The 16,839-nt window shown below is 68.6% G+C and carries 13 protein-coding genes; 11 read left to right on the forward strand and 2 right to left on the reverse strand.

The window, feature by feature from the left end:
• Positions 1 to 172: 172 nt before the first annotated feature.
• From htpG to EDC64_RS15790, 7 genes are all read left to right on the forward strand, one after another.
• Complete coding sequence (htpG, locus tag EDC64_RS15760; protein WP_132033058.1) at positions 173 to 2,128, forward strand: molecular chaperone HtpG; 1,956 nt, start codon at positions 173 to 175, stop codon at positions 2,126 to 2,128.
• A gap of 234 nt (positions 2,129 to 2,362) precedes the next feature.
• The gene (locus EDC64_RS15765; protein ID WP_207916111.1) at positions 2,363 to 3,079 is read left to right on the forward strand and encodes a carbonic anhydrase; all 717 of its coding nucleotides are present in this window, start codon (positions 2,363 to 2,365) and stop codon (positions 3,077 to 3,079) included.
• Between the two features lie 16 nt (positions 3,080 to 3,095).
• Entirely contained in the window at positions 3,096 to 4,808 is a 1,713-nt protein-coding gene (locus EDC64_RS15770) for a solute carrier family 23 protein (RefSeq protein ID WP_132033060.1), read from the forward strand.
• A gap of 139 nt (positions 4,809 to 4,947) precedes the next feature.
• On the forward strand, positions 4,948 to 5,460 hold the full coding sequence (locus tag EDC64_RS15775) for a DinB family protein (RefSeq protein ID WP_132033062.1): 513 nt from the start codon (positions 4,948 to 4,950) through the stop codon (positions 5,458 to 5,460).
• Between the two features lie 87 nt (positions 5,461 to 5,547).
• Entirely contained in the window at positions 5,548 to 6,972 is a 1,425-nt protein-coding gene (locus tag EDC64_RS15780; RefSeq protein ID WP_132033064.1) for an MFS transporter, read from the forward strand.
• A 12-nt stretch (positions 6,973 to 6,984) separates the two neighbouring features.
• Positions 6,985 to 7,695 carry an SDR family oxidoreductase gene (locus tag EDC64_RS15785; RefSeq protein ID WP_132033066.1) on the forward strand — a complete coding sequence of 237 codons (711 nt, stop codon included), beginning with the start codon at positions 6,985 to 6,987 and terminating at the stop codon, positions 7,693 to 7,695.
• A gap of 348 nt (positions 7,696 to 8,043) precedes the next feature.
• Positions 8,044 to 9,018 carry a S1C family serine protease gene (locus EDC64_RS15790; RefSeq protein WP_132033068.1) on the forward strand — a complete coding sequence of 325 codons (975 nt, stop codon included), beginning with the start codon at positions 8,044 to 8,046 and terminating at the stop codon, positions 9,016 to 9,018.
• Positions 9,019 to 9,126: 108 nt separating this feature from the next.
• Here the strand turns inward: EDC64_RS15790 and EDC64_RS15795 are convergent, their stop codons facing one another.
• Complete coding sequence (locus EDC64_RS15795; protein WP_132033070.1) at positions 9,127 to 11,529, reverse strand: carbohydrate-binding family V/XII; 2,403 nt, start codon at positions 11,527 to 11,529, stop codon at positions 9,127 to 9,129.
• Positions 11,530 to 11,741: 212 nt separating this feature from the next.
• Positions 11,742 to 13,253, reverse strand: coding sequence for a catalase (locus EDC64_RS15800; protein WP_132033072.1), 1,512 nt, complete (start codon positions 13,251 to 13,253; stop codon positions 11,742 to 11,744).
• Positions 13,254 to 13,383: 130 nt separating this feature from the next.
• Between EDC64_RS15800 and EDC64_RS15805 the strand changes: the two genes are divergently transcribed.
• The 4 genes from EDC64_RS15805 (at position 13,384) to purN (ending at position 16,830) form a co-directional block, all read left to right on the forward strand.
• Positions 13,384 to 14,292 (forward strand): hydrogen peroxide-inducible genes activator, encoded by a 909-nt coding sequence (locus EDC64_RS15805; protein WP_132033074.1) that lies wholly within the window; start codon positions 13,384 to 13,386, stop codon positions 14,290 to 14,292.
• Positions 14,293 to 14,325: 33 nt separating this feature from the next.
• A complete protein-coding gene (locus tag EDC64_RS15810; RefSeq protein ID WP_132033076.1) occupies positions 14,326 to 14,802 on the forward strand; it encodes a CinA family protein in 477 nt (158 codons plus the stop codon).
• A gap of 200 nt (positions 14,803 to 15,002) precedes the next feature.
• Positions 15,003 to 16,064: a phosphoribosylformylglycinamidine cyclo-ligase gene (gene purM, locus EDC64_RS15815; protein ID WP_132033078.1), complete on the forward strand. Its 1,062-nt coding sequence runs from the start codon at positions 15,003 to 15,005 to the stop codon at positions 16,062 to 16,064.
• A gap of 163 nt (positions 16,065 to 16,227) precedes the next feature.
• On the forward strand, positions 16,228 to 16,830 hold the full coding sequence (gene purN, locus EDC64_RS15820; protein WP_245504731.1) for a phosphoribosylglycinamide formyltransferase: 603 nt from the start codon (positions 16,228 to 16,230) through the stop codon (positions 16,828 to 16,830).
• Positions 16,831 to 16,839 lie beyond the last annotated feature (9 nt).

The raw sequence follows: 16,839 nt of genomic DNA on the forward strand, positions 1-16,839 counted from the left end.
GGCTCCGAGAGGGGCGGCCGGGCGGATCGCTGGATAGGCCGCCCGTGTCCCGGGGCCTGCCCGCCGCTCCGTCAAGCGCCGGACGGCGGTTCAACGCCGCGTCCCCCTTGCAATCGCGGCCGGTCCCCGCCATTTCGACGCTCGCACGCCAACGGAGACGTTCACGCTCGCCATGACCACCGAAAGCGCCGCCCCCGAATCCCAAGCCCCCGAATCCCAAGCCCCCGAATCCCGCTCCGAAGCCTCCGCTCCGAAGACCCACGCGTTCGAGGCCGACGTGGCCAAGCTGCTGCACCTGATGGTGCATTCGGTCTATTCGGACAAGGACGTGTTCCTGCGCGAACTGATCTCGAATGCGGCCGACGCCTGCGAGAAGCTGCGCTACGAGGCGATCGCCGATCCCGCTTTGCTCGCAGTGGATCCCCAGCCGCGCATCACCCTGACGCTCGACGCCGCGCAAAACCGGCTGAGCGTCGAGGACAATGGCATCGGCATGAGCGCGGACGAACTCGCCGAGGCGCTCGGCACCATCGCCCGCTCCGGCACCCGCGCCTTTATGGACCGGGTCGCGGCGGCGAGCGGCGAGGGCGCGCAACTGATCGGCCAGTTCGGCGTCGGTTTCTATTCGGCCTTCATGGTCGCGGGCCGGGTCGAAGTGGTGTCGCGGCGCGCGGGATCGGCCGCGGCGGCGCGCTGGTCGTCCGACGGGCAGGGCACCTACGAGATCGATGCGGTCGATCTTGACGCCGCGCCCGCCCGCGGGACCCGAGTCGTGCTCCATCTCCTCCCCGATGCGGCGCGCTATGCCGAGCGCGGCGTCGTCGAGCGGATCGTGCGCACCCAGTCCGGCCATGTGCCGGTGCCGATCGTGCTGCGCGAAACGCCGGAGGCCGAGCCGGAGGAGATCGCGGACGGCGCGGCCTTGTGGACCCGCCCCAAAGCGGAGATCGACGCCGACGCTTATACCGATTTCTATCACGGCCTGTCCGGCCAGTTCGACACGCCGGCCCTCACGCTGCACTACCGCGCCGAGGGACGGCAGGAATACAGCGTGCTCGCCTTCGTGCCCGGCATGAAGCCGTTCGATTTGCTCGACACGGGCCGAGACGGGCGGATGAAACTCTATGTCCGCCGGGTCTTCATCACCGACGACGCCGATCTGCTGCCGGCCTACCTGCGCTTCGTGCGCGGCCTGGTCGATTCCGCCGATCTCCCGCTCAACGTTTCGCGCGAGATGATCCAGGAAAGCCCCATGCTGGGCGCAATCCGCAAGGGCGTCACCGGCCGGGTGCTGGGCGAACTCGAGAAGTTGGCCGGGGCCGATGCACCCGCTTATGAGGCGGTCTGGGAGAATTTCGGTCCGGTCCTCAAGGAAGGCCTGTACGAGGACCGCGAGCGCCGGGAGAGCCTGCTCGGCCTCGCCCGCTTCCGGACCACGGCCTCGGGCGGCGGCTGGCGCGGGCTGAAGGACTATGTCGCCGACCTGAAGGAAAACCAGACCGCGATCTATTACGCGCTCGGCAGCGATCTCGAGCGGATCGCCGCCTCGCCTCAGATCGAAGGGTTCCGGGCCCGTGGCGTCGAGGTCCTGCTTCTGCCGGACCATGTGGACAGCTTCTGGGTCATGTCGGGGCTTGACTACCAGGGCAAGCCGTTCAAGTCCGTGACCCAGGGCGCCGCCGATCTCGGCCTGATCCCGCTGCCCGAGGGCGATGCCGCTGCCCCCGGCGCCGCGGCGAGCGCGGAGGTGACGGACTTCATCGAGTTCCTGAAGACCGAACTCGGTGCTTCGGTCGCCGATGTCCGCGCCTCGGACCGGCTCACCGAGAGCCCGGTCTGCCTGGTCGCGCCCGATCGCGGCATGGATCGCCAATTGGAGAAGATCCTGGCCGGCGCCGGCCGCCTGCCGCAGCGCGAGAAGCCGGTCCTGGAGATCAATCCCACCCACGACCTCGTGGTGCGGCTCGCCGGGCTCGGCGCGGAGGAGGCGGCGCTGCGCGCGGACGCCGCCTATCTGCTGCTGGACGAGGCCCGCATCCTCGATGCCGAGCCGCTGGAGGATCCGCGCGCCTTCTCCGCACGCCTCGCGCGCCTTCTCACCCGCGCGCTGGGTCCCGGCGGCGCCTGAGGGGCCGCCGTGAGGTCCGCGCCCGCCGGGCAGCGCGGACCTCACGCACGGTGCGAAAGTCACACCCGCCGCGGTGCGGGGCAGTGATACCGTTGCGCAGCGCTTTTCACAGGGCGCGCAAGAAATGTCATGCGCGGCGCTTTCTCACCCGCGCCGGGATCTGCTAAGGCCGAGGTCCCCGTCCGCGGAGCCGATGCTGCCGGACGCCTTGAGCTCGGGATCAGGAGAGGGGCCGTGTCGGACCAACCATCTCACCACGCGCACGACCATTCCGACGGCGCGGGCTGCCGCGACATTTCCCATCTCGTCGACGGCGTACGCCGCTTCCGGGCGCGCTTCTACGAAGAGGCACCGTCTTTGATGCGCCGCCTCGTGGACAAGGGCCAGGCGCCCGCCACTTTGATGATTTCGTGCTCGGATTCCCGCGTCGATCCGGCGATCCTTTCGGGTGCGAAGCCGGGCGAACTGTTCGTCGTGCGCAATGTCGCCAATCTCGTCCCGGCCTATCGCCCGGACGACGGACTGCACGGCACCGGCGCGGCGATCGAATATGCCGTCCGCGACCTGAAGGTCGACCACATCATCGTGCTCGGCCACGCCCATTGCGGGGGCATCAAGGCGATGCTCTCGACCGCCGGCGGCGAGCGCCCGCCGCGCGAATTCGTCGGCCCCTGGGTCGAGATGGCGCTGGATGCGAGCCGGCTCTATGTCACCGACGAGGGCGCCGAAGGCGGCAAGCGGGCAATGCCGCTCGACCGGCTGAAAGAGGTGCCGTTCCTCGCCGAGCGCGCCGCCATTCTCGGCTCGCTGGACAATCTCATGACCTATCCCTGGGTGCGCGAGCGCGTCGAGGCCGGCACGTTGGCGCTTCATGGCTGGTGGTTCGACCTCGACAGCGGCGATCTGTGGGCCACCGACGCCCCCGGCACGCCGCTTCTCCCCGTGACCTGAGAGGCCCCGGGGCGCGATGCGCAAACCCGAGACGCTGCTCTACGGCGTCGACGACCTGCCGCCGGCGCGGGTCGCCTTCATCGCCGCGCTCCAGCAGGTCGCATTCCTCGTGACGCTGCTCGGCGTCCCGGGGGTCGCGGCGATGCGGCTCGGCCTGACGCCGCAGGGCTTCTTCGACCTCTCCGCGACCACTTTGTTCTGCGCGGGAATCGCGCTGATCCTCCAGGGCTACGCCCGGTTCGGAGTCGGCGCCGGCCTGTTCTATCCCCTGCAATGCACCACCGCCGCCATTCCCGCTCTGGCTTATGCCGGCTCCTCCGGCCTGTCGCTGGGCCAGAGCTTCACCATGGTCGCGGTGGTCGGGCTCAGCCAGCTCGTGTGTTCCTTCGTCCTGGTCCGGCTGCGCGGCATCATCACCGTGGAAGCGGCGGGGCTGGCGGTCTTCCTCATCGGCGTCGGCCTCGGCCAGCAGGGACTGGTCCTGATCTTCGATGCCCCGCCCGGCTTCAACGACGCGATGGCGCACATCGCGATCGCGTTCCTCACTTTGACGACCCTGATCGTGCTGCACATCTATGTGCGCAACCGGGTGCGGCTGTTCACCAATCTTATCGGCCTGACGGTCGGCCTGGTGGTCACGGCGGCGGTCGGGCTGCTCGATCCGCACGAAATCGACCTCCTGGCGGCGGCGCCCTGGATCAGCTTCCCCCTGCCGCCTCTGTTCGGCTGGGATTTCCAGGCGGGCGCCATCATTCCCTTCGCCGTGACCGGGTTCGTCTTCGCCTTGACCTCGGTGGGGGTGCAGACCATCGCCCAGCGCAACAATGACCGCGATTTCAAGGCACCGGATCTGACCTCGATCAGCCGCGGCATCCGCGCCGAGGGGCTGGTCCATCTCCTGGCCGGCCTCATCAATGCGCTGCCGATGGTGGCGTCCGGCGGCGCCGTGGCGCTCGCGGCGGCCTCCGGCTGCACCGCGCGCCGGCTCGCCTTCTGGACCGGCGGCCTGCTCATCCTGTTCAGCTTCCTGCCCAAGATGATCGGCTTCTGGATCCTGCTGCCGAGTGCGGCGACCGGGGCGCTGTTCCTCTTCCTCGCCACCTTCACCACCGTCAACGGACTGCAATTGGTGGCGAGCCGGGTGCTCGATGCACGCAAGGTGGTCGCGATCGGCATGGGCTTCGTCACCGCCATCGCCTATGAGCCGCTGCACAACCTTCTCGAGGGGCGGATTCCCGAACTGCGCCTCGTCACCTTCTCCTCTTTCGCGGTTTCGATCCTCGTCACCATCGTCCTTCTCGCTTTGTTCCGGATCGGTGCGCGGCGCAGCGTGGTGCGGCGCTTTCCCGGCGGCGAGGCGTCGCACAACGAGGTGGCGGACTTCATTGAGGCGGAGGCCGGCCGGTGGGGCGCGCCGGTGGACGTCGTCCAGCGTGGCGCGCATGTGGCGTGGCAGGCGATCGAACTGATCGGCCGCGAATTCGTCGATCCCGCCCGTCCCGCGATCGAGGTCACGACCGGGTTCAACGACATCGTGTTCGACGTCATCGTGCGCTATGAGGGGACGGCGCTGGTGCCGCCCGCCGGGCCGCCGTCCGCCGAGGATCTGGTCGACAATCCCGATCTGGTCCACGCGCTGTCGGCCTATCTGATTTCGCGCCTGGCTCCGGACTTCCGGACCCAGCGCGCGGGAAGCATGTGGGAGCTGCATTTCCGCCTGCCGGTGTGAGCGGCATTGCCGGCCGCAGGCGGGCGGTCCACTGTCGATGAGGGGCGCGGGCCGTCGGCCGGCGAGGCCGCCGTGTCCCGCCAGGCTTGAACGAGGGGAGGGGCTGCGCGACCGTTCGGGAGCGGGCCCGGGGGGACCGATGCCGTACCGCGCCTATCACGACCTTGCCGCTTATAACGAATGGGCCAATGGCCGCCTCTACGAGGCCGCCGGCCGGCTGCCGGACGAGAGCTATCGGCGCGCCTGCGGGGCGTTCTTCGGTTCGGTGCACGGCACGCTGAACCATCTTCTCGTCGCCGACCGGATCTGGATGGACCGCTTCCAAGGATTGAACGTGCCGATGCCCCCGCTCGACTCCATCCTGTTCGAGGAGCCGTTTGCCCTGCGCTGCGCGCGCGCCGCAGAGGACACGCGGATCCGCGCCTTTGTCGAGACCCTGGATGCCGAGGCGCTCGCCGCCGAGATCGTCTACGCGACCAGTTCGGGGCGCGCCGTGCGCCAGAGCCTCGCCAGCGCGCTCGATCATTTCTTCAACCATCAGACCCATCATCGCGGCCAGATCCATTGTCTGCTGACCGTTCTGGCGGGCCGCGCGGCGGCGCCGTCGCTGGATCTCATCCAGTTCCAGCGGGAGCAGCCGGCCCACGCCTGAGCCGATGCGCGGTCCGCGTGCGATTCGCCGTCACATGACGTTGCGGCGCGGTGGCGCGGCGACGGGCGGGCCGGTATGAGGTCGGTCATGCACACGCCGGTCCCCCCGCAGAGCCGCCGGAGCAGCACCGCGATCGCGCTGCTGGTGGCCGGCGCTTTTTTCATGGAAAATCTCGACGGGACGGTGATCACCACCGCCATCCCGCAAATGGCGGTGAGCTTCGGCGTCGCGCCGATCGAGCTGAACATCGGCGTCAGCGCCTATCTGCTGACGCTCGGCGTCTTCATCCCGATCAGCGGCTGGGTCGCCGACCGGTTCGGGCCGCGCCGCGTCTTCGCCGCGGCGATCATCGTCTTCACATTGGCGTCGCTCTTGTGCGGTCTCGCCCAGAGCCTCACCGAATTCGTTCTTCTGCGCATTCTCCAGGGGGTGGGTGGGGCGCTGATGGTGCCGGTGGGGCGCTTCGTCGTGCTGCGCACCACGCCCAAGGAAAGGCTGATCTCGGCCATCGCCATGCTGACCTGGCCGGCTTTGGTGGCGCCGATCCTGGGGCCGCCGGTGGGCGGCTTCATCACCACCTATGCCACCTGGCGCTGGATCTTCTATCTCAATCTGCCGCTCGGAATGATCGGCCTCGTCGCGGCCTTGATCCTGATCCCGGGCGACCGCGCCGCGGTGTCGCGGCCATTCGACTGGCCCGGCTTCGTGTTTTGCGGTGGTGCCCTCTTCACTTTGCTGTGGACCGCCGAGGCGCTGGGCCAGCCGGACGTCGACTGGAGCGTCGCGGCGCTCACCGCCGGCGCCGGCCTGCTGCTGCTGGGGCTCGGCCTGCGCCATCTGGCGCGCGCGGCGCATCCGCTGGTCGATCTGTCCGCCGTCTCCCTGCCGACCTTCAGCGTCGCGGTGCGCGGCGGCTCGGCGTTCCGCGCCGCGATCGGCGCTGTGCCCTTTCTCCTGCCGCTGATGTTCCAGCTCGGCTTCGGGCTGGACGCCTTTCAGGCGGGCCTGCTGATGATGGCGGTGTTCGCCGGCAATCTCCTGATGAAGCCGGCGACGGTGCCGGTGCTGAAGCGGTTCGGCTTTCGCAGGGTTCTGTTGATCAACAGCCTCATCAATGCGGCGTCCCTGGCGGCCTGCGCCCTGTTCACGCCGCAGACGCCGACAGCGGTGATCGCGACCATTCTGTTCCTCGGCGGGTTGACGCGCTCGATGCAGTTCACCGCGCTGAACACCATCGCCTTCGCCGACGTGCCGGCCGAGCGGATGAGCGGCGCCAATACGCTGTTCTCGACCGCCTTCCAGATCGCCATGGGCCTCGGCGTCGCGCTCGGTGCGATCGCCATCCGCCTCGCCGAATGGGGCGCGGATCTGGCCGGGCTCGGCCAGGTGCCGGCGGTGTCCTATCGCGGCGCGTTCCTGGTGATCGCCTTGGTTTCGCTGTTCAGCGTCTATGACTGCCTGCGCCTGCCGAAGGACGCGGGCGACCATCTCTCGGCCAAGGCGACGAAATAACAGGAGGGGACCATGGATCTGGCAGGGCAGCGGGTGCTCGTCGTCGGCGGCAGTTCGGGTATCGGCTTCGGTGTCGCCGCGGCCGCCGCCGCGGCAGGGGCGGCGGTCACCATCGCCTCGCGCTCGGCCGAGAAGGTGGCGGGCGCGGTGGAGCGGCTCGGCGCGGGGACCGAGGGCGCGATCCTCGACACCGGAGACGAGGTGGGCATCGCCGATTTCTTCGCCGGCCGGGCGGCGTTCGACCATATCGTGGTGTCGGCTTCGCAGACCAAGGTGGCGGCGGTGCGGGATCTGGCTTTGGCCGATGCCTACCAGTCGATGAATTCCAAATTCTGGGGCACGTATCGCGTCGCCCGCGCCGCCAGGATCACCGATGGCGGCTCGCTGACCTTGGTCTCGGGCTTTCTCGCCATCCGGCCCCGCAAGGGCGCGGCGATCCAGGGCGCGATCAACGGCGCGCTCGAAGCCCTCGCCAAGGGCCTGGCGCTGGAATTCGCGCCGGTTCGGGTGAATTGCGTCTCGCCGGGCCTGGTCGCCACGGAGATGTTCGCGGGACTGGCGGACGATGCCCGCGCGGCGATGTTCGACAATGCCGCCGCGCGCCTGCCCGTCGGGCGGGTCGGCCTGCCGGCGGACATTGCGGTGCAGGTGCTCGCCTTCATGGCGAACCCCTACCAGTCCGGCAGCGTGGTCTATCTGGACGGTGGCGGGGCACTGGTGTGAAACGGCCGAGCTACAGCATGCGACTAAAGTATGATTGAAAGGTGCGGAACAAAGGTCTGTATATCCCCCCATCGAGATCGAGCGCCGGGCCAGGTTGAACTTCGTGTTCCCGCATCCTCGGCACCGAAGTCCCGAAGAGTGGATCCCAACCGGATGCCACCACGGCCGGTACAAGCCCAGCTGTGCGCCCCGCCCGTATAACGGGCGGGGCGTTCCGGTTTTTTAGACCCCGCACAAGTCGAACCCCGCACAAGGCGGCACGCCTGCGCCGTCTCCCTTTGACCGATCGCCGCATTGCGGGTGAACATCTGGGCGCGCGGCGGGTTCTGGTGCGAGCAGGAGATTGGCATGGCATATCCGTTCGATGGCTATGAGGTCGACGCCCGCATGCGGCCGCTCGCCGAAGCTTACCCGTTTGACCTCGATGCGGTTCTCTCGGCCGTGGTGGCGGTCGAGGCGACGATTCCCGACGATGCCTTCACCGCATCCATTCTGGGCGTGGAGCGGCTCGGCAACGGCACCGTGATCAGTGCGAGTGGTCTGGTTCTGACGATCGGCTATCTCGTCACCGAAGCGTCCGAGGTCGCGCTGACGATCAATGATGGGCGGCGGGTGCCCGCCCATGTGCTCGGGGTCGATTCGGTCACCGGCTTCGGACTGCTCCAGGCGCTGGATCCTCTCGGCGTTCCCGCCCTCGCGGTGGGCACCTCGCGCGGGATCGGGGCCGGGGATCCGGTTCTGCTGGCCGGGGCCGGCGGGCGGAGCCATGCCGCCGCCGGCGAGGTCCTCGCCCGCATGCCGTTCGCGGGCTATTGGGAATATCTGCTGGACGAGGCCCTGATCACCCAGCCGGCCCACCCCCATTGGAGCGGCGCGGCGCTGATCGGGCCGTCGGGCGAGCTGGCCGGCGTCGGTTCGCTGCGGCTGGAACGACAGACCGGGCGGGGCAGCGCGCCGATCAACATGTTCGTGCCCGCCGAGCTTCTGCCGCCGATTCTCGACGACCTCGCCAGCGGCCGTGCACCGTTTCCGCCGCGGCCTTGGCTCGGCGTCTTCGCGCAGGAGAACGGGGCGCACGTGCAGGTGATCGGTATCACGCCGCGCAGCCCCGCGGCGCGGGCGGAATTGCGCACCGGCGACCTGATCCTCGAACTGGCCGGCGTGCCGGTTCACGATCTCGCCGACTTCTATGGGGCGCTCTGGGCGCAGGGGCCGGCGGGAACGGTGATCCCGCTCCGGCTGCAACGCGAGGACGACGTGTTCGAGGTCGAGCTGCGCTCGGTGGACCGCGCGGCGCTGCTGCGGAAGCCGCGCTTCAACTGACGACAGGCCAAACAAGAAACGGGCGCCCGAAGGCGCCCGCTCGAAGCTCGATGTGCCGCCCGCTCGGTTCTCCCGCCCGACATTGCAGGCGGCGAACGCCCCGGAACATCAGCGGCGGAAACCGCCGCCGCCGTGGAAGCCGCCGAACCCGCCGCCGCCGCCGAAACGGTCGCCGCCGAAGGTCGAGCGCTGGGCCGAGAAGTCGCGCGCCTGACGTTCATTGTCGAGCTGGCTGCTGTCGAACGAGCGGTCGACCGGTTGCCAGCCGGAGCCCGTATTGCGGTTCCAGCCGGTATTGTCGTGCTGGTAGACGTTGCCGTCATGGTCGGCATAGACGTTGCCGTTGTTCCAGGCGACCGAATTGCCGGTGCGCTGGTTGGTGGCGACGCCCTTGCTGTCGACGTCGACCTGGCCGTTGGTGCGGCTGACCGACGTGGACGAGGCGTGGGCCGTTCCGGCGGTGGGGTTCGCGCCCGCCGACTGGCGGGTGGCATCGTAATTCCCGGTATAGGCATTGCCGGAGATCGACGCGCTCGAAGTGCCGCGCGCGCCGGTATAGGGATTGTACCGGGTATTGTCGCGGGCGGCGCCGTAATTGCCGGTATAGGGATTGAAGGCAGCGGCCGAGCGGCCGGCGAAGTCGGTGCCGCGCGCGGTGTTTCCGCTCCAGGCCCGGGTGCCCCAATCGGTCCCGGTCCAGGTGGTGCCCCAGGCATGGCTCACCGTGGCTGCCCCGCCCCAGCGGCCATAGATGTTGGCCTGGTTGACATTGACATAGCCCCAATGGCCGTAGGGCGCCGCGCCCCAATACGGCCCCCAGCCCGGGGTCACCGCCGCGCCCCAGGCCCAGCCGGCCGCGAAGCCGAAGCCGAAGCCGACCGCCGCGCCGAGCGAGAAGCCGGCGCCGTAGCCGTAGGTCGTCGGGCAGGGATACCAATAGGCCGCGCCGACATAGCCGACGCAATTGTAGCCGGTGCCGTAGACCACGGTGCCGCCGGGCGCGACCATCACGCCCATATAGCCCGGCGTGTAGCCCACCACGACCGCGTCGGGCTGGGTGCTGTAGACCCGCACATAGGTCACGTAATGCACCGGCGAGGCGACCGGGATCGTATAGATCACCGGCGGCACCTCGGCCGCGACGGCCCAGGGGCCGGACGGCGCGCGCGCCACGAACCAGACGCCGTTATTGACGACGTAATAGCTCGACGGCGACACCTGAATCACCGGCAGCGGCGTGTTGACCGCATATTTGAGCGGCGTGCCCGGGATGTCGGCGAATTGCGGCGCGCCGGCATAGCTGACCGTCGTGGTGGCGGAGCGCTTCACGGTCGAGGTCTGCGGGATGGTGGCGGCGATCGCCGCTTCCTTGGCCTGCGGCGTGCCGGCCACCGAGACCAGGACGTTGGCCTTGGGGTCGTGGGGCGAGATCTTGGCGAAATCCGCCGGCAGCGCGTCCGGGGCGACATAGGCCCACGGCCCGTTCATGCCCGCCGAGCGGAACCAGCGGCCGGAAATCAGCACGTAGAAATCGTTGTTGTTGGGATCCATGAACACGGCATGGTCGGCATTGCTCATGGTGAGCAGCGACGTGCCGGACACCGGCAGCATCTGCGGCTGGCCGTTGGTCTGCACCAGCTCGGTCGGCACGGTCGAGACCAGGATGGCCGGGGGCGGGGTGATCGGCTTGCCGTCCTGGGACAGCAGCGGATCCGGCGTGCCGGCCTTCGCGGCGGCCTTGCCGGCATTGACGAGCGCCTGCGTCGGCTGCGGCGTCACCAGCCACGGTCCGTTGAGATCCCGGCTCTCATACCAGGTGCCGGCCGCCTGCAGGTGATAGACACCGCCCGAATCCCGCAGGATCAGGGGGCGCGTATTGATCACGCGCTGGAAGCCGTTCGCGCCGTCGACCGGGCGCAGGGCCGGTTCGCCGGAAATCGGCACCAGAATGGTGAGGGTGTCGGTGAAAACGATCTTCGGCGGGCTGTTGTCGACCGGCTGGGTGCGCAGGGCGGCGATCTTCTGGTTGACCGCATAGCTCGCCTGGAGCTGGTCGAGCCGCACCGTCATGCCGTCCTTGGGCAGGCGCTGGTCGATCGTAGACTTGATCTCGGGCGCCTTTTCGGGCGCGGTCGCGACTTCGACCTTCTGCACCACGATCTGGTCGAGATGGACGAGGCCGGACGCCTTGTCGATGGTGGCGCGGGCGGCGAACTGGGCGAAGCCGTAGGTGGGCGCGCCGTTCTTCGGGCCGACCGCGAGGGCGGCGCGTCCGGTGATGCGATCGCCCTCCCAGGTCTCGATCTGCGGCTGATAGATTTCCAGCCGGTTGTCGCCGACATCGAAGTCGCGCGGCCAAGCGAGGCCCTGCGTGACGCCGGGTGCGGACTGCGCCGCCGGCGCCTGCTGGGCATAAGCATAATGGGGAAGCACGAGGCCGGACATCAGGAGCGCGACCAGCGCTCCCTTTCCCGCACTCCGGCTGCGGTCCAACAGGCCAGCGACATGCATGCGTGATCTCCCTTCGCCTCCCCAGGCTTGGGCGGGACCACTAGCACTTTTGTCCGCTTCCGTCAGCGCGGGCCTTTCCGGATGGAGGAATGTTAAGGCACTATTTGGCCCATCCCACGGCACGCGAGAGCAGTCGCCCATGAAAAGGGGGGCGAAGCAAACGCCGCGCCCCCCTCCTGACTCCTCTCGCCGATCAGCCGCGAGGCGAATCGTCACTCCGCCGCTGCGGCGCCCTGCGGCATCTTCTGCTGCTGAGCGGTCTCGGCGGCCTTCTCACGCGTCATGGCCTCGAGGGCGGCGCGCACCCCGGCGCCGTACTCCGGATGGACCTTGTCGAAATGGCCGAGCTGGCGCTCGGCGATCGCTTCGGGAATCCCCCACATCGCTTCGGCGAGGTTGCTGAAGAGCCGGGCGCGCTGGTCGGCGTCGAACAGTTCGAACAGAGCGCGCGGCTGGGAATAATCGTCATTGCCGATGCGATGGTTGTAGCGTTCCGCATCGCCGGAAATGGCGAGCGGCGGCTCGGCATAAGCGGGGTTCTCGACCGCCGCGCCGGAGACCGAATTCGGCTCGTAATACGCGTCGGTATTGCCCGTCATCTGCGGGAAGAACCGCATCGACCCGTCCTTGTGATAATGATGGACGGGGCAGCGCGCGGCATTGACCGGAAGGTGCTCGTAATGCGTGCCGAGCCGGTAGCGGTGGGCGTCGGCATAGGAGAAGATCCGCGCCTGGAGCATCTTGTCGGGCGAGAAGGAGATGCCCGGAACGATGTTCGACGGCGAGAACGCCGCCTGCTCGATTTCGTTGAAATAGTTTTCCGGGTTGCGGTTCAGCTCGAGGATGCCGACGTCGATCGGCGGATACTCGCTGTGCGGCCACACCTTGGTCAGGTCGAAGGGATTGTAGGAGGTCTTCTCCGCGTCCGCCTCCGGCATGACCTGGACCTGCATCTTCCATTTCGGGAAATTGCCGGTCTCGATGGACGAGAACAGGTCTTCCTGGGTGGATTCCCGGGTGCGGCCGACCACCTGGGTGGCCTCGCCATTGGTCCAGTGCTTGTGGCCCTGCAGGGTCTTGAAGTGGAACTTCACCCAGAACCGCTCGCCGGCCGCATTGATCAGCGAATAGGTGTGCGAGCCGTAGCCGTTCATATGCCGCACGTCGGTGGGCAGGCCGCGGTCGGAGAACAGGATGGTCACCTGGTGCAGGCTCTCGGGCGAGAGGGACCAGAAGTCCCACATCGCGGTGGGCGAGCGCAGGTTGGTCTTGGGGTGGCGCTTCTGGGTGTGGATGAAGTCCGGAAACTTATAGGGGTCGCGGACGAAGAAGACCGGGGTGTTGTTGCCGACGAGGTCCCAATTGCCCTCCTCGGTGTAGAATTTCAGCGCGAAGCCGCGCACGTCGCGCTCGGCGTCCGCCGCGCCGAGTTCGCCGGCCACGGTCGAGAAGCGCAGCAGCAGATCCGTGGTCTTGCCGACCTGCGAGAACACCTTCGCCTTGGTGTAGCGCGTGATGTCGCCGGTGATGGTGAGCGTGCCGAAGGCGCCCCAGCCCTTGGCGTGCACCACGCGCTCGGGAATGCGCTCCCGGTTCTGATGGGCGAGCTTCTCGATCAGCTGATAGTCCTGCATCAGGACCGGGCCGCGCGGGCCGGCGGTGATCGAATTCTGATTGTCGGAAATCGGATTTCCGGCGGTCGTGGTGAGTGTTGGCTTGGTCATCCGAGCGTCCCCTGTGCGCATGTCCCGGCGGTGCGCCGGGTTCCGGAGTGGTCGGCGCGCACTCTGGGCCGGCACGGCGATCAGCACAAATCAGTTTGCATAGGTTCTAGGATAAGATTATCTGATCGATATGCTCTCAACTCGCCAACTGCGCTATTTCGAGGCCCTGGCCCGGCACCGTCATTTCGGCCGGGCGTCCGAGGAATGCGCCGTCACGCAGCCGGCTTTGTCGATGCAGATCCGCGACATGGAGGCCTATCTCGGCGCCGAGCTGGTCGAGCGTGGGCGCAGCGGTGTGCGGCTCACGGTCGCGGGCGAGGAAGCGGCGTCGCGCGCCCGGGCGGTGCTCGCCTCGATCGCCGATCTGGAGCGGGCGATCCGCGCCCGCGGGCGGCTGCTGGAAGGCCGGCTGCGGCTCGGCGTCATTCCCTCGGTGGCGCCCTATCTGCTGCCCCGCCTCCTGCCGGAGGTGAGCCGGGCGCATCCCGGCCTCGAACTCGCCTTGCGCGAGACCCAGACCGAGCAATTGGTGGCCGAACTCGCCAATGGCAGCCTCGATCTGCTGATCCTGAGCCTGCCCATCGAACATCCCGCGCTCGATTGCATCGCGCTGTTCGACGATGCGTTCCTCCTCGCTCTGCCGCAGCAAGGCGGGCCGCGCCCCGGCGCGCTCGCCTCGCCCGACCAGCTCGCGCCGGAGGACCTGCTTCTGCTCGAGGACGGCCATTGTTTCCGCGATCAGGCGCTGCAGGTGTGCGGGGCGATGGACCAGCGCCGCCTGCGCCGGTTCGGCGCGACCAGCCTGTCGACTTTGGTCCAGCTCGTCGCCAATGCCCAGGGCATCACCCTGCTGCCGGAAATGTTCGTGCATTCGGAGGGCGGCACCATTCCCCGGGTCCGGCTGATGCGGTTTCCCGACCCGCAGCCCAAGCGCACGATCGGCCTCGTCTGGCGCAGGACCCTGCCGTTCGCGGACGATATCGAGGCGTTCGGCGAGATGGTGCGGGCGTGCCGCCCCCGTGCCGCCGACATGGTGTAACATCGTGCCGCCAAGAAGACGGAGGCAGCCCGCATGGACAGTTTGCTACCGGTGGCGTCGGATCTCGGCGCGCGGCTGAAGGCGCGGGGCGAGACGGTGGCCGTGGTCGAATCCTCGGCCGGCGGGCTGATTTCGGCGGCGCTGCTGGTGCAGCCGGGGGCTTCGGCCTTCTATGTCGGCGGTGCCGTGTCCTACACCCGGGCCGCGCGCGAGGGGCTGCTCGGCATCACGCCGGAGGAGCTGGAGGGGCTGCGCGGGGCGAGCGAGCCCTATGCCCTGCTTCTGGCGCGGCGGCTGCGCGAGCGCCTCGGCGCGACCTGGGGCCTCGCCGAGACCGGCGCCGCCGGCCCGTCCGGAAATCGTTACGGCGATGCGCCCGGCCATGGCTGCTTCGCCATTTCCGGTCCGATCGAAATGACCCGCACCCTGGAGACCGGCTCGGCCGACCGGGCGCGGAACATGCGCGCCTTCGCCGACGCCGCGCTCCAATTGCTGCGCCAGTCGCTCTGACGGGTCGGCTGCGCGCGATCTCGCAAGGCGGCGCACGCCTTCGTCTTGCCACCCGTCCCGTTCGCGGCTAGAGCCGCAGTCTCAGGCGCCGGGCGACCCGCGAGGTCGGCTCCGCCAGGATTTTCGGCACGGGTGCGATGCCGCGCCGGTCGGGCGCAGCGTCCTGCGCGCGAGGTCGCCGCGACGACGGAAGGGACGCCATGGCGCAGGACGGGCTCAATTATCGCGATGCGGGGGTCGATATCGATGCCGGCAACCGGCTCGTCGACCTCATCAAGCCACTGGTGAAGGCCACGCTGCGCCCCGGCGCGGACGCCGAAATCGGCGGCTTCGGCGGCATCTTCGATCTGAAGCGCGCCGGCTTTACCGATCCGCTCCTGGTCGCCACCACCGACGGCGTCGGCACCAAGCTGAAAATCGCCATCGAGACCGGCGAGCACGACACGATCGGTATCGACCTCGTCGCCATGTGCGTCAACGACCTCGTGGTTCAGGGCGCCGAGCCGCTGTTCTTTCTCGATTATTTCGCCACCGGCCGGCTCTCGCCGGAAGTTGGCGCGCGGATCGTCGGCGGCATCGCCGCCGCCTGCCGCGAGGCCGGCTGCGCGCTGGTCGGCGGCGAGACGGCCGAGATGCCGGGCATGTACCAGGACGGCGACTACGATCTCGCCGGCTTCTCGGTGGGCGCGGTGGAGCGCGACCGGCTGCTGCCGCGGTCGGATGTCGCTGCAGGCGACGTGATCCTCGGCCTCGCCTCGTCGGGCGTGCATTCCAATGGCTATTCGCTGGTCCGCCGGGTGGCGGAGCGCGCCGGCCTGTCCTGGGCGGATCCCGCGCCCTTCGCGCCCGACCTTTCGCTCGGCACCGCTCTTTTGACGCCGACGCGGCTTTATGTGCGCAGCGTCCTCGGCGTGATCCGCGCCACCGGCGCGGTGAAGGCGCTCGCCCACATCACCGGCGGCGGCATCACGGAAAATCTCCCCCGCGTCCTGCCGAAGACGCTTCAGGCCCGAATCGACCTCGACACTCTCATCGTGCCCCCGGTGTTCCGCTGGCTGGCGTCAGCGGGCGGCGTCGCGCCGGAGGAGATGCTGCGCGCCTTCAATTGTGGGATCGGCATGGCCGTCGTGGTGCCGGCGGAGGCCGCCGAACGGGTCGCCGACGCCTTCGCCCAGGCGGGCGAGACGGTGGTGCGGCTCGGTGCGGTCGAACCGGCCGAAGGCGGCCCTCGCGTGATCTATGCCGGCCGACTCGGCCTCTGATCGCCGCCGGAACCCGCAAAAGCGTTGATTGTCGGCACAAGTCTTTGTGTTCGCGGCGGAATGCGGTTTAGATGGGGAGACGCTGGTTGCGCGCATAGGTTGGGTCGGGCTGGGGCATATGAAAAAACGGACGGCGATCCTCATTTCGGGGCGCGGATCGAACATGTCGGCGCTGATCAAAGCGGCGCAGGCGGCGGATTTCCCTGCCGAAATTTCTCTCGTGGTGTCGAATCGGCCGGACGCCGCCGGGCTCGCTGTGGCGAAGGCGGCGGGCATCCGGACCATGATCCACAATCATCGGGATTTCGCCGATCGGATCGCCTTCGACGCCTCGCTCGACGCCCATCTGCGGATCGAGAACATCGACATCATCTGCCTCGCAGGTTTCATGCGGCTGCTCACGCCCTGGCTGGTGGAGCGCTGGCGCAACCGCATGATCAACGTGCATCCCTCGCTGCTGCCGAGCTTTCCCGGCCTCGACACCCATGCGCGCGCGCTCGAAGCGGGGGTGCGGTTCCACGGCTGCACGGTGCATTTCGTGCGGCCGGAAATGGATAGCGGGCCGATCATCCTGCAGTCGGTCGTGCCGGTTCAGTTCGAAGACACGCCCGACATTCTCGCCGCCCGCGTGCTGCGGCAGGAGCATGCGCTCTATCCCGCCGCGCTCGGCCTCCTCGCCGGCGGGCGGCTGAGCATCGAGGCCGAACGGGTGCGGATCGAGGGCGCGCGGATGCCCGCCGAGATCCTGGTCGCGCCCCGCTTCTGACCCGCCTGC

The sequence above is a fragment of the Aquabacter spiritensis genome (genome assembly GCF_004346185.1).
GTDB lineage: Bacteria > Pseudomonadota > Alphaproteobacteria > Rhizobiales > Xanthobacteraceae > Aquabacter > Aquabacter spiritensis.